This is a genomic window from Hydrogenophaga sp. 5NK40-0174 (genome assembly GCF_040372165.1).
Classification (GTDB): Bacteria; Pseudomonadota; Gammaproteobacteria; order Burkholderiales; family Burkholderiaceae_C; genus Hydrogenophaga.
Map to the genome: position 1 here is coordinate 100,449 of NZ_BAABWG010000006.1, position 20,982 is coordinate 121,430.

Consider the following 20,982-nt stretch of genomic DNA (forward strand, 5'->3'; position numbering starts at 1 on the left):
ATGGACTAGTGCGCGGGTGGCATGGCAGGTGCCGTGGCACTCACCAGCGGGTGGCGCTGGCCAGCGGGGTCTTGCATGTAGAGCGCAACCACCGGGCCAGTCGGGGCCAGCAGCACATCGGCACCGGGCACGCCACCAGCGGCCAACAGTTCATCGAACCGTTGTACTTGCGCTGGGGTCAAGCTTTCCAGCCAGCGGGCCAGCATGGCACCACCGGCAGCAAGAAGATCGGCAGCAGCGGATTGGGATGGGGTAGACATGGGGTTCGAGCCTTTCGAAGTGTCAGATGGATTTCGGGAAAAATGCGCACAAGTGGAAGAGGTCGGTTGGGGCTGTTCGGAGTCGTTCACTTTTCGACTCACCCCCGGGTGGAGGAATGCACGCCGTATCTGCCAGATGCCACCGCACCGGCATGCCAATGTCGGCAGCAGCACGCAGCGTCTCTTCTTCCGAGTAGCCGCGAACGCGCATGTACCGAAGCACCTGCCGTGTGGACAACCCCGGCACGTAGGTCAACACCGTGTAGAGGCACGCGCTGGCCTTGCCAATCCGTTGTGTGTTCTTGGTCATGTGAATCTCCTAGTAGCCGCCGTTCAGTACTACCTACCACCCACCCGCTACCCCAAAAAGGGGTGAGCGGGGGGTGGTGGTGGTTTACCTGCCGCGCGGTGGGTTAAAGCGGGGGGTTGCGGGGGGTGCGGGGGGTGTGCGTTTAGGCAGCCACATACTCGGCACCTTTCTCCGTCAAACGATACGGCTTGGCCCTTCCGTTGCCTTGGTCTTCCACGGTTATGTAGCCCTGCTCCTGGCACCAATCCGTAACGCCATCTCTATCGCCGTGCTTGCCAAACACGTTGTTCGATACGGCTGTGGAATTTGCCGTGTGGTCTGGTCGGCTGTGGAGGAACTCAAGCAGCTTCTGCGCGGCTATGTCACGTTTGCGCTCCCGGTCCTCGGTGCGTTGCTGTGCTTTGGCTTCGGCCAATTCCACAGCGTCAAGCTGGGCAACATCGGAAGGCTCCAGCAACACACCACGGCGCTCAAACACATGCACCCCAAGTGATGCGCTGTAGTTGTGCTTCACGTGCTTAAACACGGCATAACGGCTAACGGTGTCGTGCGTGGCAGGCAGACCGTATGCGGTGGCATCCTTCTGCGGCATAGACACCAACACCCCAACGGAGCGGGCGTTGTCTGCGAACGATGACGCACCACGCAGCGAGCCTTGGTTAATCTCGTCCAGCGACGCCCACAGCGCCGTCTTGTGCATGTGGTGCAGCAACAGGATTGCGCAGTGCGTTTCGGCGGCAAGCTGGCCCAACATCTGCATGAACACGGCAATCTCGCCGGGGTTGCTCTCTTCCAAGTGGTGCGCATACGCCACGGGGTCAATCACCAGCAGGCGCACTTTGTTGTCCTTAAGCAAGTCGCGCAACCAGCGCAATCGCTCGGTGGCCTCGGGCGCACCAAACCGGCCGTCCTTGCGCATCAGGGTCCAGCGTGCCGCTTGGTCCGCAATGGCAGCAATGTGCAGGTTCTTGCGCACCAAGTCCATGTCGTACAGCATGCCTTCCACGCTTTCATCCATCGCCTTGTACATGGCGCTAATACGGTTGTGAAAGGTCTGCGAGTCATCCTCGTACGACAAGTACATGCAGCGCATCGCATCGTCTGCGACAAACGGCCCGAACTCACTACCCGTGGCAGCAGCCAGCAACAAGCGCAGCGCCAAAGACGACTTGCTAACACCACCGGGTCCGGCCAACACGGTTACGCGCCCAGCAGGGGCAAACCCGCGAATCACGAACTCAAGTGGCGTGGGCTCTTTGTCCAGCATCTCGCCGATGGCCGTGCCGTCCCAGAACGTGTCCGGGTCTTCCAACTCGGCTTCCGTGTCGGCGTTCTCGTCCGTGGCGGACAAGTGCCCTTCTTCGCGCAGCCAGTTCACCAGCTTCTTGTAGGTAAGGTGCGGCACGCCATCTTCATCCGGGACGGTGTCCAGGCACTTGGCAGCGGGTTTGGCGTGGCCGTCAAAGTGGGCTTCGTAGTACACCGTCTGGGTGTCGTTAACCGTGCCGTGTTCATCAGCAAAGGGGCAGCGGATGTAGTGCTTGCCTTCTTGCTTGGCGTCCTCGTGCAGGTACAGCCCCGCACTTTGCAAGGCACGCAACACGGGGTCTTCGGGCACATCCAGAATGTCCGCTGGCGCGTCCTTGGTGGCCTTGCTAGGAGCCTTAGCGGACGGCGCAAATGGCTTGCCTGCAACGTGCTTGCTGTACGGTTTAGTTCCGGCTACGGTGGCGGGCAGGAACATGGCTTGGGACGCCACCCACGACTCAGGCTGGCACCACTCACGCAGGCCCAACGCGGTTGCAGCCTCAACGGTTGCCGCTTGCAGTTCGTTCGGGTCGATGGACTTCTCCAACGGCAGCACCACTCGGTACCGTGGCGCGTCCTTGGTGTGGCTGGCGGTGGTGTACACCCAGCCTTCCAGTCCCTCAGCACGTAGGCTGGTAGACACCTTCTGCGGTTGCGGGGGCTGCTTGGTAGCCTTGGCCTCGATGTCCAGCGTCAGCAGCGTGCGCGACTGCACGTTGTCGTCATGCCGTTTGCCCCGCACGTCACCACCCACAAAGTACGGCAACCGCTCTTTGCTGGTTTTGCTGGCATCACGCAACGGGGTTGGATCGCCCCACTCTTCGACAAAGTCTCGGAAGGTGTCGTACTCCGTGGTCTTGCCGGTGGTCTTGCGCACTCCACCTTGCACCACAAAAATCTTCAGGCCCATGATTCGACTCCTCCATGTGGCAGGTTGTGCGCGATTGCTGGCAGCACCGTTGCCATGACCGTTGCGTACTCGTCTGCGTAGGCATCCACAACCGTTGCGGGTGGCACTGTGGGTGTCCACACGACGGCAACCGCGCCGAACATGTTGCGGTCCTGTTTCACCGTGAAGCTGTAGCCACTGTCACCCAAGCGGTGCGGCCCGGAGATCACAGGGTTCTTCAACCGTGGGGGTGGTGTCTGCCCTGCTGTGCGTGCCTGGAAGTGCGCTTTCAGCGCTTCTGAAAACGTGCTCATGCTTTGCCCTTCCGAATAGTGTTGCGCTCGATAAGGGCCATGACCTCTGCCTTGGGGTATAGGAAGCGCCCGCCCAGCGACACCACGGTGACGCCTTCTCGGCGCATGAGTTCGCGGGCAGTTGCGTTGGTGCTGCCTCCGAGCATCGCGCCCACCTGGGCAGCAGTGAGCATCACCTGTTCGGGCTGGGTACGAGGGTTTAGTGCTGTCTTGCGTTGAGCCATGTTCTTGGTCCTCTGTTGCTGGCTGCCACCACGGCAGCCGCTAGGTCAATGGTCGAGTGCTTTTCCGGCACCAACGGAAACAATCTGGCCGCTACCGAGCGGTATCTCTTAACTCTCTGCTGCGGAAAGAATAGCTAACTCAATGCCCCGCTAGCGAAATCAGGCCGTTGGGGGGTCGTAAAAATGCCCCCGGAATGCGGACGCAAAACGCGGGGGCTGAGGGGTTAGGGCTTGGGAAACTTGCGTGGGTCACCGTACACGCGGCACTCCAGCTTCCAGCCGTACTTGCGAGCCGTCTTCCGAGAGCAGACGACGTACTTGCCTTCTGCTGTTACGGCGATGCACACACGGATGTGGTTGGACGCCAGCGCGGCATCCATTGCTTTTGCGGGGTCTTCGAACTTGGTCATGGCGTACTCCTGTAGAACATGGGCCAATGCTCGACAAGACTCAGGAGAGTTCGCAAGATCTTTCTTGACCGCAAAGGGTGAAAGATTCTTACTGCCGGTTGTTGCGCCGTGGGTACCACGGATGGGCGTTGCGCATGTCCTGCAGCCAGTCCAGCGCGTCGGCCTGCAGGATGTAGCGCCTGCGACCCAAAAGGAAGAACGGGGGTCGTGGGTCTTGCCGTGCCAGTTGCTCCACGGTGGACTCAGGCAAGCCCAGCACCACGCATAGCTCTTCAAAGCTCCATGCGGGTTTGGCTAGGGTTGCGGGTGTGAGGTCCATGCAGGCAAGTCTGCACGGCCTACCCGCTGGGTTTACGTCTTACCGGGGTGTGACGTCTTTATCTGCATCCACGTGACGCCCTCCGCTTGAAGAACCCGGTCAAGCGTTCGCTCCGATACTCCAAGATTCGCAGACACTTTCGCTTTGGTTGCGTGCCGGTACGCCAATCCGTGCAGCGTCTTGCGGATGTCTTCAACTAACAGCCGCTTGGTCTTCGTCTCGGCCTGCGCTGCCGCTTGGTGTCTACGTGATCGGGTCAACTCCGTAGCCACCCACTCGGCCCAAACGCCCCGCGCTTTGGTTGGGTCATCCTCCAACGCTTCGATCAGGTCTTCTGCTGCGAATCGCGCGTTGTCGTCTTGGCGTAACCCACGAACGTGCTTCGACAAGATCTCAATCGCCTTCGCAACCGCCTTGGGGTTGCCCAACGCGAAGTCGGCCCAAGCTGGGTTAAGCAACGGTGCAATCGGCCTACGCATTGATTCGCCTCAGTTCCGCTTCCCATGCCACAGCGGCTGCGCGCCGTTCGCTTGCATAGTCGTGGTGGTTGTACACGGCCATTACGCCCTGCATCTGGTGGTTTAGGCACTTCTCCACAACATACGGTGGAGCAAACGCTGCAACCCGCGTGGCAAAGGTACGGCGCAAGTCGTGCGGTGTAAATCCCGGGCCGTTGCGCTTCAACCATGCCTGCACTGCCGTGGGGCTGTACACGCAGAACAGGTGGCCGTCGTGGTTGCCAAACTGCTCACGCACAAACGGCACAACTGGCACCCAGTGCGGTCGGGCGGACTTGTTCTCTGGGATATGCCACGTGTCCCCCTGCACGTGCTGCTGCATCGCGGCCTGCCCCTCGCTTATGCGCAAGCCAGTAGCCAGCAAGGCACGTAGCAACGGACCGTAGTGGTGTTCCAGGCGCAGCACCCAGCGTATCTCGTCGTCCGTCAGTACGCGTTGCCGTGGCTTTTCGGTACCGCCTACCGTGCGGGCTTTGGTGCGGGCCAGTGGGTTTGCTTCCAAGTGCCCCCGCTCCACCGCGTAGTCCAGTGCCATCTTCCAAACGGCCAAACATCTGTTGGCGGCAACGGGGTGTTCGTCTGCGTACTGCTTCAGGCGGTCCACCATGTCCCGTGTGGTTAGCTGGGTCAGCTTTACACGGCCCAACCAAGTTTCGCCTTTGCCCACGTACACAAGAATGTTCTTGCTCACCTTGTACTCGCGGGAGTCGAACCACTCGCGCAGCAGCGCCCCAAACGTTATGGCTTCGGGCACTCCGCGCCGTGCCAGTGTGGTGGCCACATCGCGGGCCTCAGCCAAAGACACACGCGGCCACTCACCAAGGTTCTGTGTGCGCCATGCCGATTTGGGCTTGTCACTACGCACGGCACCACGGGCAAGGGGCAACGGCGCAACGCCGAGCTTCCGTGTGCGGTAAAGCCAGGTCTTGCGGCCAGACGGGTAGCATCTCAAGTAAAGTCCCTTGGTTGCTGGGTCTGACACCAGCGCCGACTTTGCAGGCGGTGCCATCTTCCGGATTGCGGTTTCAGTCATCTGCATTTTGGTTATCGCTTCCGTTATCGTTTGCACCGCATTATCTGGGGTTTATCTGGACCCTACCAACATTTAAACCCTTGTTTTTACTAGGTTTTCGTGAAAACTACCGTACTGTTTGTTTGCATGGGCAACATCTGCCGCAGTCCTACCGCACATGGCATCTTTCGGGACAAGGTCGCGGCGGCTGGCCTGGCCGACCAGATCCAAGTGGAGTCTGCCGGCACCCATGGCTACCACATCGGCGCCGAGCCTGACGAGCGCAGTCAGGAGCATGCAGCCAAGCGCGGCTATGACATCTCAGCTCTGCGCGCGCAGCGGCTGACGGCCCGTGATTGCGAGACATCGGACCACATTCTTGTCATGGACGAAGCCAACCTGCGAGACACCCTCATCGTCTGCCCGGATGGTCACCGGCACAAGGTGCGCTTGCTCACCGAGCACTGCCAGCGGCTCCGCGCACACGACGTGCCAGATCCGTACTATGGCGGCGCCAACGGTTTCGAGCATGTCCTCGACATCGTGGAGGACGCCTGCGAAGGGCTGCTGGCGCACCTGCGTCAGGTTTGATCTGCGCCGCCTTCCATGCGCCAAACACCACGAGACACCTTGACGCCTGTCCAGGCGGGAGCGACCACAGGGCTCGCTTTCGGCCTGTTCATCCTGACCTCCTCGATCGCACTGGTCGCCGGCCTGCCGGAATTGAAGCTCAGTGACGCCGCCGCCGTGCAGACTGTGCTGTTTCAGCTCGCACTGGGGGCGGGCACTGTGGCATACCTCTACAAATCAGGCTTTGACATGCAAAGCCTGGTGCCCAGGCCCGATACGTCTGGCTCGGTGCTGGGCGTGGTGATTGGTGGCGCCGGCTTTGCCCTGTTGACCGGCCTGGCCACCATTCTCGACGCCATGCTGCCCGGTCACTCAGCGCCCGTCAGCGCGCAGGGCATGAGTCTGGTGGCAATCGTTGTGCTGTCCGTCGTCAACGCCATGTATGAGGAAATTTTCCTGCTCGGCGCGCTGCTTCGCGGCCTCAGGGGACATGGCCTGCAAGTGGCCATCGGCGTCCCTCTGTTGATCCGGGCCAGCTATCACACCTACCAGGGCTTCACTGGCATGCTCACAGTCAGCCTGTTCGGCCTGCTGCTCAGCCTGGTGTTCATCAGGACCCAGCGCCTCTGGCCAGTGGTGCTGGCCCACGCCGTTGTGGATGTTGTGGCACTCAGTTTGCTCGCGGCCTGACCTTTCGTCGGACCATGGCGCCAAACACTTGGCACAACGCAGTCAAAAGGCGAAACTAGGACAAGCGTCCTAATTTCGTCACATGCCCGCACCAGTCCGACCATCCCGACCCAGCACCCGCGACTTCATTGTCGAGCAAGCCGACCGTCTGTTCTACGAGCGCGGCTATGAGCACACTTCCTTCGCCGACATTTCGGCAACGGTCGGCATTTCGCGTGGCAATTTCTATCATCACTTCAAGACCAAGGACGACATTCTTGAAGCAGTGATCGATCGTCGCATGGCAGGCACCAAGGCCATGCTCCATGACTGGAGTGAATCCGCATCGCCTCGAAATCGCATCCTGTCGTTCATCCAGATGCTGAGCAACAACCAGGTCGACATCGCCCGATACGGCTGCCCCGTCGGCAGCTTGTGCACCGAACTCGGCAAACTGGAGCATCCCGGCGCGCTCATGGCCAACCGTGTGTTTGAACTCTTTGTCGACTGGCTCGCGCTCCAGTTCCGGCAGTACGGCCTGACGCCAGCCAAAGCCCGCCGCCTCGCCATGCAGCTCATGGGCCGCAGCCAGGGCATCGCCGTCATGGCCAGCACACTCAAGGACACGGCCTTCATTCGCAGCGAGGTGCGCGAACTCACGCACTGGCTGGATCTTCAATGCCCCAACGCCACCAAAGGCATCACCGCAAGCCAAACGGCTGAGCGCAACACAAGAAAGGAAGGAATCGCATGACGGTATTCGCCATCACCCTGCGCTTCGGCGCCAACAAAGCCAAGGCCAGCGAGCACATGGCAGGACACAAGGCCTGGATAACCCAAGGGCGTGCAGACGGCACGTTTCTGATGGTGTGCAGCGTGGTCCCTGGACTGGGCGGCTTCATCCTGGCGCAAGGTGAATCACGAAACGCCATCGAAGCGCTTGTCGAGCGAGACCCCTTCGTGGCCGAGAACGTGGTGACGGCCGAGGTACTGGAAATCGCACCGCATCAGGTCGACGATCGACTGACCTTTCTCCTGGCCGACACAGCACAAGGAGCCTCTGCATGAGCCGCACTGTTCCCGGCCCTGATGGCAAACCGCGCTGCCGCTGGTGCGGCGACGTGGCTGAGTTCTTCCCCTATCACGACAATGAGTGGGGTTTTCCGGTCGATGACGACATTCGCCTGTTTGAAAAAATCTGCCTTGAAGGGTTTCAGTCGGGCTTGAGCTGGCGCACCATCCTGGCCAAGCGCGAGAACTTTCGCAAAGCGTTCAAAGGCTTTGACTTCCGCAAGGTGGCTCGCTTCACGGAAGCGGATGTGGAGCGGCTTCTCGCTGACGCAGGCATTGTGCGCCACCGCGGCAAGATCGAAGCGGTGATCAACAATGCCCAACGAGCCTGTGAACTGGTCAAGTCCGAAGGCTCTCTGGCAGCCTTCTTCTGGCGCTACGAGCCCGCCCCGGACACCCTGGAAGCACCGCAGACCGTCTCTACATCAGAGGCTTCGACTCGCCTGTCCAAAGACCTGAAGAAAATGGGCTGGAAATTTGTCGGCCCCACGACTGTGTTCGCCTTCATGCAGGCCATGGGCCTGGTCAATGACCATGTGGAAGACTGCGTGACGCGCGAGAAGGTACGCAAGGCGAGAAAGGCTTTCAAGCGCCCCGGGGCTTGAACCTGGGCCTGTTGGTACGATCAGCCGGGACGACACCTCCAGGAGAGGACCAAATGAAAGCGAATACGTTCGCCATCAATCGCCGTCGCTGGCTGACGGGGGTAACTGCGGCTGCAGCCGCAGCCGCGCTGCAACGCAACGCCAGCGCTTCAGACACCCAACCGCTGGTTGTCGACCATGTGAGCTTCCCGGTCTACAACAACAACGCTTTTCTCGACGCTGTTGCGCAGAACTGGACGTCTCGCTCCTTGGGCCCTTTGCACCACCAGCCTCAGAACCCAGCGTTCAAGGCGGTCAGCTTGCTCAACCAGCGCTTCTACGTGGAAGTGTTGTCCAATACCGAGCAGCAGCCGTATTGGAGCAATCAGGTGTACCTGGTTGTCGACAAGGCACTTTGGAAGCACTACCGGCAACCGGCCATGGCAACCGAGCATTTTCTTGTGCCGGCGTTTGGCTGCGGTTATTCGCTTGTCAGCCCGGACTTTCCGCACCTCAACAGCAAGCTGGAGGGCTCAAATGCATCAGGTGGGACGAAGCTCACCTTGCTCATTTCGCAGGCGCTGGCCGACGCATTGGCGAATCTGGCGGGTCAGTCTTGGGCGCTTCCCGAGGATGGAAGTGTCAAGGTCCACCCTGGCCTGCTGCATGCCCATGACATGGCCGTGATCGACGACAAGCAGAAACTGGTGGCGCCGATTCTGCAGCCCAACCCGCTGTTGCGCGAATACCTTTGAAGAAGGGCCAGGGCTTTTCGCCTTCAAGCCTGTTCACTTTCTCGCCTGCTGTGCTTTCTTTCTCAAGAGGCCCTACGGCTTCTCAGGCTCAGGCGTACGCGAATACAGCACGGGCGTGGCCAGGTCCACCCCATGCTCGCGTGCACCGGCGATGAGCGCGGCCAGCACTTTCTGGCGGGTGCCCAGCACCTGGCGCACCGCCTTGGTGTAGTAGAAGACGGTCCACTCCACCGCAAAGTCACCTGCATCCGTGGCCCTCAGTTCGGGCGGGACCTTGCCTTCCACCGGCACCTCCGGGTCCGCATGGAGCTTCGCGAAGACAGCGTCCACAAAGTCCTGCATGGTGTCTTCGCTGGTGTCGTAGCCCACCTTGAGCTTGATCGACTCGCGCAGGCCTTTGGCGGAAGCAAACTTCGACAGATTGTGAATGGTGGTGGACCTCAGCGTCGCATTGCTGATCATGGTCCGGTGGTTGTTGGCCAGATCGAGCAATTCGGTGTGAAAGATCTTGGTCTTGAACACCGAAGCCACCAGCTGGTGCGTGTCCCCGAGTTCAACCACGTCCCCCTCTTCCACCAGCCGGCTGTTGAGAATCACCAGCCCGCTGATGATGTCGGGCGCCCAGGCGCCTTGCGTCAGACCCAGGATCACGCCAAAGAAACCGATCACCCCGCCCGCTTCGAGCAGGCTGTCAAAGCCCATGATCTGCACCACGGCGATCAGGCCGATCACGAACAGCAAGACACTCGAGAGCAGGCTCAGGACCCGGGTGTTGTAAGTCTCTGCCCAGAACTTCTCGCCATTGAACTCTCTTGCACGCCCGAATCGGCGCTTGATCAGGAAGTTCGCCAGGTGTGCCGCCAGGTAGGTCAGGTAGGCCACCAGCACACTGGCCAGCAGCCCGGTCATCCACGAATGGGATGCCACCGGCAACACCAGCGTGTTGAACAGCACCAGCAGCAGGACCAGCACGTTGAGAATGCGGAAATAGTGCAACTTGTTGGCAAAGTTCTCGTCACTGATGGGCTTGTCGTCCAGCCGCGCCACCAGCGGGCGGGAAAACACCAGCAAGATGGTGTTGGCCGATATCAGGATCAGTTCCAGTGAGGAGAAGTTGGCCACCCATCGGCCAAGCAGGTCTGCAAGCGCGTTCATTGATTCTCAGGTTATGGTGATCTGGCCAGCCATGACGCATTGCCCCCTCCCGAAGGCAACAACACGGCGGGCGTCATCTTGACACTGCGCCATTGTGAAGCCCACCGACGCCAGAGCCAAGCCGGGCGCAGTCACGGGGAGACAGTCCGGTCCGATGAGCTGTGGTACCACCCAGTTTTCCCCATCATCCGGCGTCTGTCCCAAACTTTTCTGCCGGATTTAGGGTAATTCCTGAAAAGCTGGTGCAAAAAAGTACCGATTGAGCCACTTTGGGTACCGATCATGAGAGAGAAGACGCTCAAAATCAGTCCCCACGGTCAGGTGCACCAACGTGGTCACCTGTTCCCAAGGTTGAAACGAAGGGTCTCTCCAAGGTCCTCCATTTGACAGACAGTTTTTTCTCGCTCTCTCGCCTTTCCAAAACCAGGAGACAAAAGTGAAATTCCGACTCACCGCATTGCTCGCCGCTGCACTGACCGCCACTGGCGCCGCACACGCAGAAACCGAACTCGTCATCGCCACCGTGAACAACGGTCACATGATCGAGATGCAGAAGCTCAGCAAGAACTTCGAGCAATCCAACCCCGACATCAAACTCAAGTGGGTGACTCTGGAGGAAGGCGTGCTGCGCCAGCGCGTGACCACCGACATCGCCACCAAAGGCGGCCAGTTCGACATCATGACCATCGGCATGTACGAAGCACCGATCTGGGGCAAGAAGGGCTGGTTGCAAGAGCTCAAGACCGACGCTGGCTACGATGTGGACGACCTGCTGCCTGCCATTCGCAGCGCCCTGACCGTCGACAGCAAGCTCTACGCCGCTCCTTTCTACGGTGAGAGCTCCATGCTCATGTACCGCAAGGACCTGGCCGACAAGGTTGGCGTGACCGTTCCCGACCGTCCGACCTGGCCACAGATCGCCGACCTGGCCGCCAAGATTCACAACCCTGACGCCGGCGTGTACGGCATCTGCCTGCGCGGCAAGCCGGGCTGGGGCGACAACATGGCCTTCCTGACCACGCTGGTGAACACCTACGGTGGCCAGTGGTTCGACATGGAGTGGAAGCCACAGGTTGACAGCAAGCCCTGGAAAGAAGCCATCACCTTCTACGTGGACCTGCTCAACAAGTACGGCCCTCCCGGCTCGTCCGCCAACAGCTTCAACGAAATTCTGGCTCTGACCAACGCCGGCAAGTGCGGCATGTGGATTGACGCCACCATCGCAGCCTCTTTCGTGAGCGACCCCAAGCAGTCCAAAGTGGCCGACCAGATGGAGTTTGCCCAGGCACCCACCATGAACACCCCCAAGGGAGCCAACTGGCTGTGGTCCTGGAACCTGGCCATCCCGGCTGGCTCGAAGAAAGTCGATGCTGCCCAGAAGTTCATCACCTGGGCCACCAGCAAGGACTACATCCAGCTCGTCGCCAAGGAAAACGGCTGGGCCAACGTCCCGACTGGCACCCGCAAGTCGACCTATGCGAACCCGAACTTCCAGAAGGCTGCCCGTTTCGCCGCATCTGAACTCAAAGCCATCGAGTCCGCCAACCCGAACGACTCCACGCTGCCCAAGTCGCCCTACGTCGGTGTGCAGTTCGCTGCGATCCCCGAGTTCCAGGCCATTGGTATCGCTGTGGGCCAGCAGATGAGCGCCGCCCTGGCGGGCAAGACCTCGGTCGATGCCGCCCTCAAGGCCGGCCAGACCGCCGCTGACCGCGCCATGCGCAAGGCACGCTACTACAAGTAAGCCGGCCTGACCTGGGGCCTGAGGCCTCAGGCGTCTGTCTCCAAGCAACCGCGCTGGCGCCCCCACGGTGACCAGCGCGGCCTTGCCTGCTGAACCCATCATGGCATCGGCTGCTATGGGAACCCTCCGCGCCGCTTCCAATGATCTCTAGCGTTCTTCCATCATGAAACGCCTGCTCCCCCGTCTGCTGATGACACCCGCGGTGGCTTCTCTGCTGCTGTGGATGCTCGTGCCGCTGGGGATGACCATCTATTTCTCGGTCATCCGCTTCAACCTGCTCAACCCTGAAGAAAGCGGGTTCGCCGGCCTGGAGAACTATGAGTTCTTCGTCACCGACCCGTCGTTCTGGCCGGCCGTGACCAACACCATCTGGCTGCTGGGCAGTGTCATTCTGATCACGGTTGTTCTCGGGGTCCTGATTGCGCTGTTGACCAACGAGCCATTTCCAGGACGCGGCCTCGTTCGCATCCTGCTGATATCGCCCTTCTTCGTCATGCCCACAGTGAATGCGCTGCTGTGGAAACACATGATGATGAACCCCATCTACGGCGTGCTCGCCCAGGTGTGGCAGTTCTTCGGCGCTGCGCCGGTGGACTGGCTCACCGATTTCCCTCTGTTCTCCATCATCATCATCGTGGCCTGGCAGTGGCTGCCCTTCGCCACGCTGATCTTCATGACCTCGCTGCAAAGCATGGACCGTGAGCAACTGGAAGCGGCCCGCATGGACGGCGCCAATTTCTTCCAGCAGTTCCGCTACCTGTACCTGCCTCACCTGGGCCGCTCGGTGGCCGTGGTGGTGATGATCGAGCTGATCTTCCTGCTGTCGGTGTTTGCCGAGATCTACACCACCACCGCTGGTGGCCCTGGCGACGCCAGCACCAACGTGGCCTTCCTGATCTTCCAGCAGGCCCTGCTCAACTTCGACGCAGGTGTGGCTTCAGCGGGCGCACTGTTCGCTGTCGTGCTGGCCAACATCGCAGCGATTTTCATGATTCGCCTGGTGGGCAAGAACCTGGACAAGTGACATGACCAATGACATGACCAGCGACATGACAGATCCCCACCGAACGACTCTGCACGGAGGCCGATTCGAATGAGAGCCCCTACCTATACCCCTGCACTGCTGCTGCGCACGGCTGCCGCCTGGGCCGTTGCACTGCTGCTGTTCTTTCCACTGGGCTGGATGCTGCTCACTGCATTCAAGACCGAGTTGCAGGCGATCAACGTACCGCCGTTGCTGTTCTTTGAGCCCACGCTGGAGAACTTCCACGAGGTTCAGGAGCGCAGCGACTACCTGCTCTACGCCAAGAACTCGCTCATCACCAGCGTGGTCTCAACGCTGCTCGGGCTCATGATCGCCGCACCTTCGGCCTATGCCATGGCCTTCTTCAAAGGCCGATGGACGAAAGACATCCTGATGTGGATGCTCTCGACCAAGATGATGCCCGCCGTGGGCGCGCTGGTGCCCGTGTACGTGCTGGCCCAGAAGGCACATCTGCTGGACACGCAGCTGGCACTGATCATCGTGTTCACGCTGTCGAACCTGCCCATCATGGTCTGGATGCTGTACTCCTACTTCAAGGAGATTCCGCACGAGATCCTGGAGGCTGCCCGCATGGACGGCGCCACGCTGTGGCAGGAGTTCCGTCTGGTGCTGCTGCCGCTGGGCATGGGCGGCCTGGCCTCTACCGGTCTGCTGTGCCTGGTGCTGGCCTGGAACGAAGCCTTCTGGTCGCTCAACCTCACCGCAGCCAAGGGCGGCACGCTGGCCACACTGATCGCCAGCTACTCCAGCCCGGAAGGTCTGTTCTGGGCCAAGCTTTCGGCCGCCTCATTGATGGCCATTGCCCCCATCGTGGTGTTCGGCTGGTTCAGCCAGAAGCAACTGGTCCAGGGCCTGACGTTCGGAGCCGTGAAGTGATGGACGCCCCCCGCGCCGCTTTCAGCGTCACCCCCCACTGGGGGGCGCGACTGGCGGACCGGCCAAGCCGGATCCGAGGTCGCCTCGCACGCGGCCTCCTTTGCTCCACCGGGTCTGCAACCGCAAACGATTTTTCACTTGCCAACTAAAGGCAAGCAGCATTTGAGGAAACCTCTACATGGCCTATCTTCAACTTCAGGGTATCGAGAAGTATTTTGGCGAACACCGCGCGATCAAAGGCGTGGACCTGACCATCGAGCAGGGTGAGTTCATTGTGTTCGTCGGCCCATCCGGTTGCGGCAAATCGACCCTGCTGCGCCTGATCGCCGGGCTGGAGCACATTGATGGCGGCTCGCTGATCCTGGATGGCAATGACATCACACATCTGCCCTCCAGCAAGCGCGATCTGGCCATGGTGTTCCAAAGCTATGCGCTGTACCCGCACATGAGCGTGTACGAGAACATGAGCTTCGCGCTCAAGCTGGCCAAGGTGGACAAAGCAGTCATTCGAGAGAAAGTCGAGCGCGCGGCAGACATTCTGAACCTCACCCCCTACCTGGAGCGCACGCCGAAAGAGCTCTCCGGTGGTCAGCGCCAGCGTGTGGCCATCGGCCGCTCCATCGTTCGATCGCCCAAGGTGTTTCTGTTTGACGAGCCGCTGTCCAACCTGGACGCGGCCTTGCGCGGCCAGACGCGTGTGGAAATCGCCAAGCTTCACCGGGAACTCGGCGCCACCACCATCTACGTCACCCACGATCAGGTGGAAGCCATGACACTGGCCGACCGCGTGGTGGTCCTGCGCGACGGCCAGATCGAGCAAGTGGGAACACCGCTGGAGTTGTACGACAACCCTGCCAACCAGTTCGTGGCGCAATTCATTGGTACACCACAAATGAATGTGGTGCCACTCGATCAGCTGCCGCCAGTCATCACTCAGCAAGCGCCCGCACAAGCCGTCGGAGGCGCCATTGGCCTGCGTCCGGAGAGCGTGAGCGTCCTCGCGGCAGGCGAAGCTGCGCTCAAAGGCAAGGTCGAGCTGGTCGAAGCCCTGGGTGCCGAAACACTTATCTATGTCAACACGGAAGGCGGCGCACAGATCGTGGCACGCCAGAACGATCGCACGCCACTGCATGCCGGAGAAGCGGTCAGCCTGAACATGGCCACTGACGAAGCACACTGGTTTGACAGCCAGGGCCGAGTGGTGGCTTCGACGATCGCCGCCTGAACATGATGCCCGGGAACGCACTCAAAGGAAAAGTTGCCGCCGTCACCGGTGCGGCTTCCGGCATTGGACTGGCCTGCGCCAGAGCCATGCTGGCAGCCGGCGCCACGGTGGTGCTGGTGGACCGTGACGGAGCTGCCCTGACCGCGGCCTGCGACAGGCTGGGTGGGTTGGCTCACCCCCTCCAGCTCGACCTCCTCGATGCCGGCCAGTGCGCCAGCCTGCTGCCCCGGGTACTGGACATCGGCGGGCAACTCGACATCTTTCATGCCAACGCAGGCACCTATGTCGGCGGCGATCTGGTCGATGCCGATCCGGACGCCATTGACCGCATGCTGCAGCTCAATGTGAACGTGGTCATGAAGAACGTGCACAACGTTCTGCCCCACATGATCGAACGTGGCGTGGGCGACATCATTGTGACCAGTTCACTGGCGGCGCATTTCCCCACCCCTTGGGAACCGGTTTACGCATCGTCCAAATGGGCGATCAACTGCTTTGTACAGACCGTGCGGCGCCAGGTGTTCAAGCACGGTATCCGCGTGGGCGCCATCTCGCCCGGCCCTGTCATCACGGCACTGTTGTCGGACTGGCCGCAGGACAAGCTCGAGGAAGCCAAGGCCAATGGCAGCCTGCTCGATCCCGAAGAAGTCGCCCAGGTGGTGCTTTTCATGCTCACCCGGCCGAGAGGAATGACCATTCGCGACGTCGTGATGATGCCCAGCCAGTTTGACCTCTGAGGCGGCAAGACCTCCCTCACCCTATTCACTGATTTTCACAGCCTCCATCGTCACCTCCCCGACCATGAACACGATTCTTCACCTCGGACTGGGCTCGTTTCACCGCGCACACCAGGCTGTCTACATACACCAGTTGCATCAGCAGGGCGACAACCGCTGGTCCATCACCGGCGGCAACCTCCGTCCCGACATGCTCGAGACCATTGAAGCCCTGCAGGCTCAGCAAGGTCGCTACACGCTGGAAACAGTCACGCCACAAGGCGAGCGCACATACACCCGCATCGAATCCATCCAGCGTGTCATTGCCTATCAGGAGGACCTGGCTCCCCTGATCGCCGTGGGCGCAGACCCGGCCACACGCATCATCAGCTTCACCGTCACGGAAGCTGGCTACTATCTCGACGACAAGAACCAGCTGGACTGGGAGACCTTCCCAGACCTGCGTGGCGATCTCACGGCTGTGCAATCCGGCCTCGCGGGCCACACGATCTACGGCGGTTTGGTGAGCATCCTGCGTGCGCGCATGGCGGCCAATGCCGGCCCCGTCACACTGATGAACTGCGACAACCTGCGCCACAACGGCGAGCGCTCGCGCGGTGGCTTGCTGCAGTTCATCGATGCCCTGGGCGACGAACAGCTCAAGCAATGGGTGCTGGAGAACACGCGCAGCCCCAACGCCATGGTCGACCGCATCACCCCCCGGCCCACGCCCGACGTGTTTGAGCGGGTAAAGGAGGCCACCGGCTGGGACGACCGTGCCGCGATCATGGGAGAGAGCTTTATCCAATGGGTGATTGAAGACAACTTCATTGCTGGCCGCCCGGAATGGGAAAAGGTGGGCGTCGAGATGGTCAACTCCGTCCAGGCTTACGAAGAAGCCAAGATCCGCCTGCTCAATGCCACACACAGTTGCATTGCCTGGGCCGGCACGCTGGTGGGCTACCAGTACATCCACGAAGGCACGCAAGACCCCGTCATTCGACAGATGGCCTACGACTATGTCACCGACGATGCCATCCCTGTGCTGCTGCCCTGCCCGATCGACCTGGAGAAATACCGCGACGTGGTGCTCGACCGGTTTGCCAACCCCGCCATCCAGGACACCAATCAGCGCGTCGCGATGGATGCCTTCTCCAAGATCCCGGGCATGATCGCACCCACCATCCGCGACCGGCTCGCCCAGGGAGGCAGCTTCGACAGCGTGGCCGTGCTGCCTGCACTGTTCCTGGCCTATCTGCACCGTTGGCATCTGGGAGAGATCCCCTACACCTATCAGGATCAGGCCATGGACGCGGCCGCCGCTCATGCCATCTGCGAGGCCAGTGACACGGTCGCCGCCTATGCGGCAGATGAGACACTCTGGGGCGAAATGGCCAGCCACCCCCAACTGGTCGATGCCCTGCGTGCAGCTGACGAACGCGTACAGGCATTCGTCAGTCAACACGCCAAGACCTGAGCCGCCATGGTGTAATTCCAACTGTCTGCCTGCGACACCCAAGAGATGCCGACCACCTTGAAGCCCCCCACCATGCCCCGTCAGCTCCGCCCGGAGCTGGAGCATGAGTTTGCGCGCTCACCAGACCTCGGATACGAAGTCTCCTCGGACGTCGGCTTCGTGCGCTGCCTCTCGCACGGTTTCCCGACTCCTCTGGCACGCTGGCACTATCACGACGAATACGAACTCCACCTGATCACGGCCACCAGCGGGAAAGTGTTTGTGGGCGACTGGATTGGCCCGTTCGCGCCGGGCCAGCTGGTTCTCACGGGCCCCCGTCTGCCTCACAACTGGGTCAGCCTCGACATGCCCGACGGCGGTGTCGAGCAGCGTGACCTGGTGATCCAGTTCCAGCACGAGCCTTTGTCGCAGGCTGCCGAGCTCATCCCCGAGCTCAAGGAGATCTTTCCGCTGCTCGAGCGTGCCCGCAACGGCATCGAGTTCTTCGGCATGGCGGACAAGGCAGAGACCCATTGGCATCACGTCAAGAACAGTCGGGGCGTGCGTCGCCTCAGCGCATTCTGTGACTTCATGGCCGACCTCGCCTCCTGCAACGACTACCGTTTGCTCTCCAATGCACAGATGCAAAGCGAGGACGACGACCAGAGCACGGACCAGATCCACGCCATTGTCAGCCGCATCACAGACAACCTGAGCGACCAGCATTCGGCCGCGGCGCTCGCCGCCGAATTGAGCATGACGGAAAGCCGCTTCAGCCGCTTCTTCCGCAAGGCCACCGGCAATACGTTCACCGATTTCGTCAACCGTGTCCGGATCAGCCGAGCCTGCCAGCTGCTCATGGACACCGACCAGCAGATCACCCACATCTGCTACGAGGTTGGCTTCAACAACGTCGCCAACTTCAACCGCCGCTTTCTGGAAATCAAGGGCATGACGCCCTCCGAGTTCCGCAAACAGTCGCTCAACCGGTTCCGCGGCGCGGACTGATCGCACACGGCAGACCGCCTTTGGGCGCGCCATGACACCCGCCCTCATTCCCGGGCACCACGCCTCAGCAAAAACCTACCCATGTTCCTCGGCCTGGACCTCGGCACCTCCGAACTCAAAGCCCTGCTGCTCAAAGACGATCACAGCGTTGCAGGCACCGCCCGCGCCCCGCTGACGGTGCAGCGCCCCCGGCCCTTGTGGTCAGAACAGTCACCTGATCAATGGTGGCAGGCGCTTGAAGCGGTGATGGGGGAGCTGCAGCACCGCTTTCCTCAAGCCATGGCCGCGGTACAGGCCATCGGTCTTTCAGGCCAGATGCATGGCGCCACGCTGCTGGGTGCAAACGATGAAGTACTGCGCCCATGCATCCTGTGGAACGACGGCCGCAGCGGCCCGCAATGCGAAGGGCTGCACCAGCGCGTGCCCACGCTCACCGACATCACCGGCAATCTGGCATTGCCCGGATTCACCGCCCCCAAGCTGCAATGGGTTCGGGAAAACGAGCCCGATTGCTTTGCCAACGTGCGGCGCGTGCTCTTGCCCAAAGATTGGTTGCGTCTGAAGCTCTCCGGCGAGGCCGCCAGCGATATGTCTGACGCTGCCGGCACCTTGTGGCTGGACATGGCCCGCCGAGACTGGTCAGACGACATGCTCGCCGCGACCGGCCTCACCCGCGAGCACATGCCGCACCTGGTGGAGGGAAGCGACGTCTCCGCACGACTGCTGCCCGAGCTGGCGCAACGCTGGGGACTGCCGCCAGATACGGCTGTGGCCGGTGGCGCAGGCGACAACGCCGCCAGTGCCGTCGGTATGGGACTGGTGCGCCCAGGCCAGGGCTTTGTCTCACTCGGTACCTCAGGCGTTGTGTTCGTCAGTGGTGACCAGTTCCAGCCCAACCCCGGCCAGGCCCTGCACACTTTCTGCCATGCGCTGCCCGGCCAATGGCACCACATGAGCGTCATGCTCAGTGCGGCCAGTGCGGTCACATGGGCCACGCGCATGCTCGGCTTTGCGGATGAACCCGCGCTCATCGAGCAAGCCAGCACGCTCGACGCGGCCGGGCGCGACATTGCCCCCGTGTTTCTGCCCTACCTCAGCGGCGAACGCTCACCCCACGCCAACCCACACGCCACCGCCTCCTGGACCGGCTTGCGTGCGCAACACGAGCGCGCCCACCTGGCCTATTCTGCCGCCGAGGGTGTGGGCTTCGGCCTGCTCGACGGCTTGCGCACCATCCCCGCACCCAGCACAGGTCCCTTGCAGTCACTCTCGCTGGTGGGCGGCGGCTCGCGCAGTGCCTGGTGGGCACAACTCCTGGCCGACATCTTCAACATCACGCTCACCGTGCATCAGGATGCCGAGAGCGGTGGCGCCATGGGCGCAGCACGCCTCGCCTGGCTGTGCACGGGTGCCAGCGTGGACGAGGTCTGCCTCACGCCGCCGCTGATGCGCAGCCACACGCCTGACCCGGCCAGCCACAGCGCACTGATGGCGCGGCACGAGCGCTTCCAGGCCATCTACCCCGCCCTGCATCCATCCGAAGCCTGATCAGCCATGGTGTATCAGCGCGCCGCCTCGACCATGACGCGGGTGTTGTAGCGCATCATGTCCACATAGGTGGGCGCTGGCCCGTCCGCTTCCGACAAGGTATCTGCATACAGTGAGCCGGACATCACCACCCCTGATTCTTTGGCAATGCGTTCAATCAGTCGCTGATCAGTCAATGACTCCACGAACACGGCCTTGACCTTCTCCCGCTTGATCTGATCGATCAGAGTGGCAACATCCCTGGCCGAGGCTTCGCTCTGCGTACTGACGCCCTGCGGCGACAGAAAGCGCACGCCATAAGCCGCGCTGTAATAGCCAAAGGCATCGTGCGATGTGATGACTTTTCGCCGTTCTGGCACCACACCCTGCCATGCAGCGCGAATATCCTTGTCCAGCGCAGCCAACCGGGCGTCATAGCGGCTGGCATTTCCCCGATACACAGGACAGCCAGTCTTGTCGGCGCGACACAGTCCTTCTGCAATGGCGGCCACGAAGTGCCTTGCATGAGTCACATCCTGCCAGGCGTGCGGATCCACCTCACCATGGTCGTGTTCATGGTCATGCTCGACTTCATGTTCACCCTCACGTTCGCCCTCATGGTCATCCTTGTTCGCCACCTCGACAGAAATGGCACTCCCTCCGGCAGACGTCAACAGTCGCTTCAACCAGCCTTCAAACCCCAGACCCACTGAAAACACCACCTTCGCAGATTGCACGGCGCGCACCGCAGACGGACGCGGCTGATAGACATGGGCATCGGCGCCAGGCCCTACCAGCACCGTCAGTGCCACCCGATCTCCACCCACTGCGCGAACCATGTCCCCCAGCACACTGAAGCTGGCCACCACCGGCACTCTGGCGTGGCTGCTGGTCGGCCCAGAGCGAGAGTCTGAACCTTCGGGGGCTTGCTGAGCCAATGCCAGACAGCTTGCAGATGCCAGGGCCAAAGACCCCGCCCATTTCGCCCAGACGGTACCTATCTTGTTTTGGAACATG

24 protein-coding genes are annotated in these 20,982 nt (G+C 61.3%); 14 read left to right on the forward strand and 10 right to left on the reverse strand.

The window, feature by feature from the left end; genetic code table 11:
- Positions 1–5: 5 nt before the first annotated feature.
- The 8 genes from ABWV89_RS17725 to ABWV89_RS17760 all read right to left on the reverse strand — a co-directional run bounded on the left by ABWV89_RS17725 (position 6) and on the right by ABWV89_RS17760 (position 5,591).
- A complete protein-coding gene (locus tag ABWV89_RS17725; protein ID WP_353399980.1) occupies positions 6–260 on the reverse strand; it encodes a hypothetical protein in 255 nt (84 codons plus the stop codon).
- 22 nt (positions 261–282) lie between these two features.
- A complete protein-coding gene (locus tag ABWV89_RS17730; RefSeq protein ID WP_353399982.1) occupies positions 283–570 on the reverse strand; it encodes a hypothetical protein in 288 nt (95 codons plus the stop codon).
- A 142-nt stretch (positions 571–712) separates the two neighbouring features.
- Entirely contained in the window at positions 713–2,788 is a 2,076-nt protein-coding gene (locus ABWV89_RS17735) for an AAA family ATPase (protein WP_353399984.1), read from the reverse strand.
- Positions 2,779–3,081, reverse strand: coding sequence for a hypothetical protein (locus ABWV89_RS17740; protein ID WP_353399987.1), 303 nt, complete (start codon positions 3,079–3,081; stop codon positions 2,779–2,781). Before ABWV89_RS17740 ends, ABWV89_RS17735 begins: the two co-directional genes overlap by 10 nt.
- Positions 3,078–3,305, reverse strand: coding sequence for a hypothetical protein (locus ABWV89_RS17745; RefSeq protein WP_353399989.1), 228 nt, complete (start codon positions 3,303–3,305; stop codon positions 3,078–3,080). The genes ABWV89_RS17740 and ABWV89_RS17745 overlap by 4 nt, the downstream gene beginning before the upstream one ends.
- A 224-nt stretch (positions 3,306–3,529) precedes the next feature.
- Positions 3,530–3,715, reverse strand: coding sequence for a hypothetical protein (locus ABWV89_RS17750; protein ID WP_353399992.1), 186 nt, complete (start codon positions 3,713–3,715; stop codon positions 3,530–3,532).
- An 88-nt stretch (positions 3,716–3,803) separates the two neighbouring features.
- Positions 3,804–4,034 carry a helix-turn-helix domain-containing protein gene (locus ABWV89_RS17755; protein ID WP_353399995.1) on the reverse strand — a complete coding sequence of 77 codons (231 nt, stop codon included), beginning with the start codon at positions 4,032–4,034 and terminating at the stop codon, positions 3,804–3,806.
- Between the two features lie 471 nt (positions 4,035–4,505).
- Positions 4,506–5,591, reverse strand: coding sequence for a tyrosine-type recombinase/integrase (locus tag ABWV89_RS17760; RefSeq protein ID WP_353399997.1), 1,086 nt, complete (start codon positions 5,589–5,591; stop codon positions 4,506–4,508).
- Between the two features lie 93 nt (positions 5,592–5,684).
- Between ABWV89_RS17760 and ABWV89_RS17765 the strand changes: the two genes are divergently transcribed.
- From ABWV89_RS17765 to ABWV89_RS17790, 6 genes are all read left to right on the forward strand, one after another.
- On the forward strand, positions 5,685–6,155 hold the full coding sequence (locus ABWV89_RS17765) for a low molecular weight protein-tyrosine-phosphatase (protein WP_353400000.1): 471 nt from the start codon (positions 5,685–5,687) through the stop codon (positions 6,153–6,155).
- 15 nt (positions 6,156–6,170) lie between these two features.
- Positions 6,171–6,824 carry a CPBP family intramembrane glutamic endopeptidase gene (locus ABWV89_RS17770; RefSeq protein WP_353400003.1) on the forward strand — a complete coding sequence of 218 codons (654 nt, stop codon included), beginning with the start codon at positions 6,171–6,173 and terminating at the stop codon, positions 6,822–6,824.
- Positions 6,825–6,906: 82 nt separating this feature from the next.
- Positions 6,907–7,557 carry a TetR/AcrR family transcriptional regulator gene (locus ABWV89_RS17775; RefSeq protein WP_353400006.1) on the forward strand — a complete coding sequence of 217 codons (651 nt, stop codon included), beginning with the start codon at positions 6,907–6,909 and terminating at the stop codon, positions 7,555–7,557.
- Positions 7,554–7,871: a YciI family protein gene (locus ABWV89_RS17780; RefSeq protein WP_353400009.1), complete on the forward strand. Its 318-nt coding sequence runs from the start codon at positions 7,554–7,556 to the stop codon at positions 7,869–7,871. Before ABWV89_RS17775 ends, ABWV89_RS17780 begins: the two co-directional genes overlap by 4 nt.
- Entirely contained in the window at positions 7,868–8,479 is a 612-nt protein-coding gene (locus ABWV89_RS17785; RefSeq protein WP_353400012.1) for a DNA-3-methyladenine glycosylase I, read from the forward strand. Before ABWV89_RS17780 ends, ABWV89_RS17785 begins: the two co-directional genes overlap by 4 nt.
- A 53-nt stretch (positions 8,480–8,532) precedes the next feature.
- The gene (locus tag ABWV89_RS17790; RefSeq protein ID WP_353400015.1) at positions 8,533–9,213 is read left to right on the forward strand and encodes a hypothetical protein; all 681 of its coding nucleotides are present in this window, start codon (positions 8,533–8,535) and stop codon (positions 9,211–9,213) included.
- Positions 9,214–9,285: 72 nt separating this feature from the next.
- Here the strand turns inward: ABWV89_RS17790 and ABWV89_RS17795 are convergent, their stop codons facing one another.
- The gene (locus ABWV89_RS17795) at positions 9,286–10,368 is read right to left on the reverse strand and encodes a mechanosensitive ion channel domain-containing protein (protein WP_353400018.1); all 1,083 of its coding nucleotides are present in this window, start codon (positions 10,366–10,368) and stop codon (positions 9,286–9,288) included.
- 436 nt (positions 10,369–10,804) lie between these two features.
- On the opposite strand from ABWV89_RS17795, the gene ABWV89_RS17800 reads away from it, so the two are divergent.
- The 8 genes from ABWV89_RS17800 (at position 10,805) to xylB (ending at position 19,986) form a co-directional block, all read left to right on the forward strand.
- The gene (locus ABWV89_RS17800; RefSeq protein WP_502903255.1) at positions 10,805–12,112 is read left to right on the forward strand and encodes an ABC transporter substrate-binding protein; all 1,308 of its coding nucleotides are present in this window, start codon (positions 10,805–10,807) and stop codon (positions 12,110–12,112) included.
- A 163-nt stretch (positions 12,113–12,275) separates the two neighbouring features.
- On the forward strand, positions 12,276–13,136 hold the full coding sequence (locus tag ABWV89_RS17805) for a carbohydrate ABC transporter permease (RefSeq protein ID WP_353400021.1): 861 nt from the start codon (positions 12,276–12,278) through the stop codon (positions 13,134–13,136).
- Positions 13,137–13,205: 69 nt separating this feature from the next.
- Complete coding sequence (locus ABWV89_RS17810; protein WP_353400024.1) at positions 13,206–14,033, forward strand: carbohydrate ABC transporter permease; 828 nt, start codon at positions 13,206–13,208, stop codon at positions 14,031–14,033.
- Between the two features lie 178 nt (positions 14,034–14,211).
- Complete coding sequence (locus ABWV89_RS17815) at positions 14,212–15,258, forward strand: ABC transporter ATP-binding protein (RefSeq protein ID WP_353400027.1); 1,047 nt, start codon at positions 14,212–14,214, stop codon at positions 15,256–15,258.
- Positions 15,259–15,260: 2 nt separating this feature from the next.
- The gene (locus ABWV89_RS17820; RefSeq protein WP_502903256.1) at positions 15,261–15,995 is read left to right on the forward strand and encodes an SDR family oxidoreductase; all 735 of its coding nucleotides are present in this window, start codon (positions 15,261–15,263) and stop codon (positions 15,993–15,995) included.
- A gap of 64 nt (positions 15,996–16,059) precedes the next feature.
- Positions 16,060–17,451 carry a D-arabinitol 4-dehydrogenase gene (dalD, locus tag ABWV89_RS17825; RefSeq protein WP_353400030.1) on the forward strand — a complete coding sequence of 464 codons (1,392 nt, stop codon included), beginning with the start codon at positions 16,060–16,062 and terminating at the stop codon, positions 17,449–17,451.
- Between the two features lie 72 nt (positions 17,452–17,523).
- A complete protein-coding gene (locus tag ABWV89_RS17830) occupies positions 17,524–18,438 on the forward strand; it encodes an AraC family transcriptional regulator (protein ID WP_353400033.1) in 915 nt (304 codons plus the stop codon).
- A gap of 81 nt (positions 18,439–18,519) precedes the next feature.
- Positions 18,520–19,986 carry a xylulokinase gene (gene xylB / locus ABWV89_RS17835; protein ID WP_353400036.1) on the forward strand — a complete coding sequence of 489 codons (1,467 nt, stop codon included), beginning with the start codon at positions 18,520–18,522 and terminating at the stop codon, positions 19,984–19,986.
- A 14-nt stretch (positions 19,987–20,000) separates the two neighbouring features.
- On the opposite strand, the gene ABWV89_RS17840 is transcribed toward xylB, so the two are convergent.
- Positions 20,001–20,981: a metal ABC transporter solute-binding protein, Zn/Mn family gene (locus tag ABWV89_RS17840; RefSeq protein WP_353400039.1), complete on the reverse strand. Its 981-nt coding sequence runs from the start codon at positions 20,979–20,981 to the stop codon at positions 20,001–20,003.
- Position 20,982: the final 1 nt, after the last annotated feature.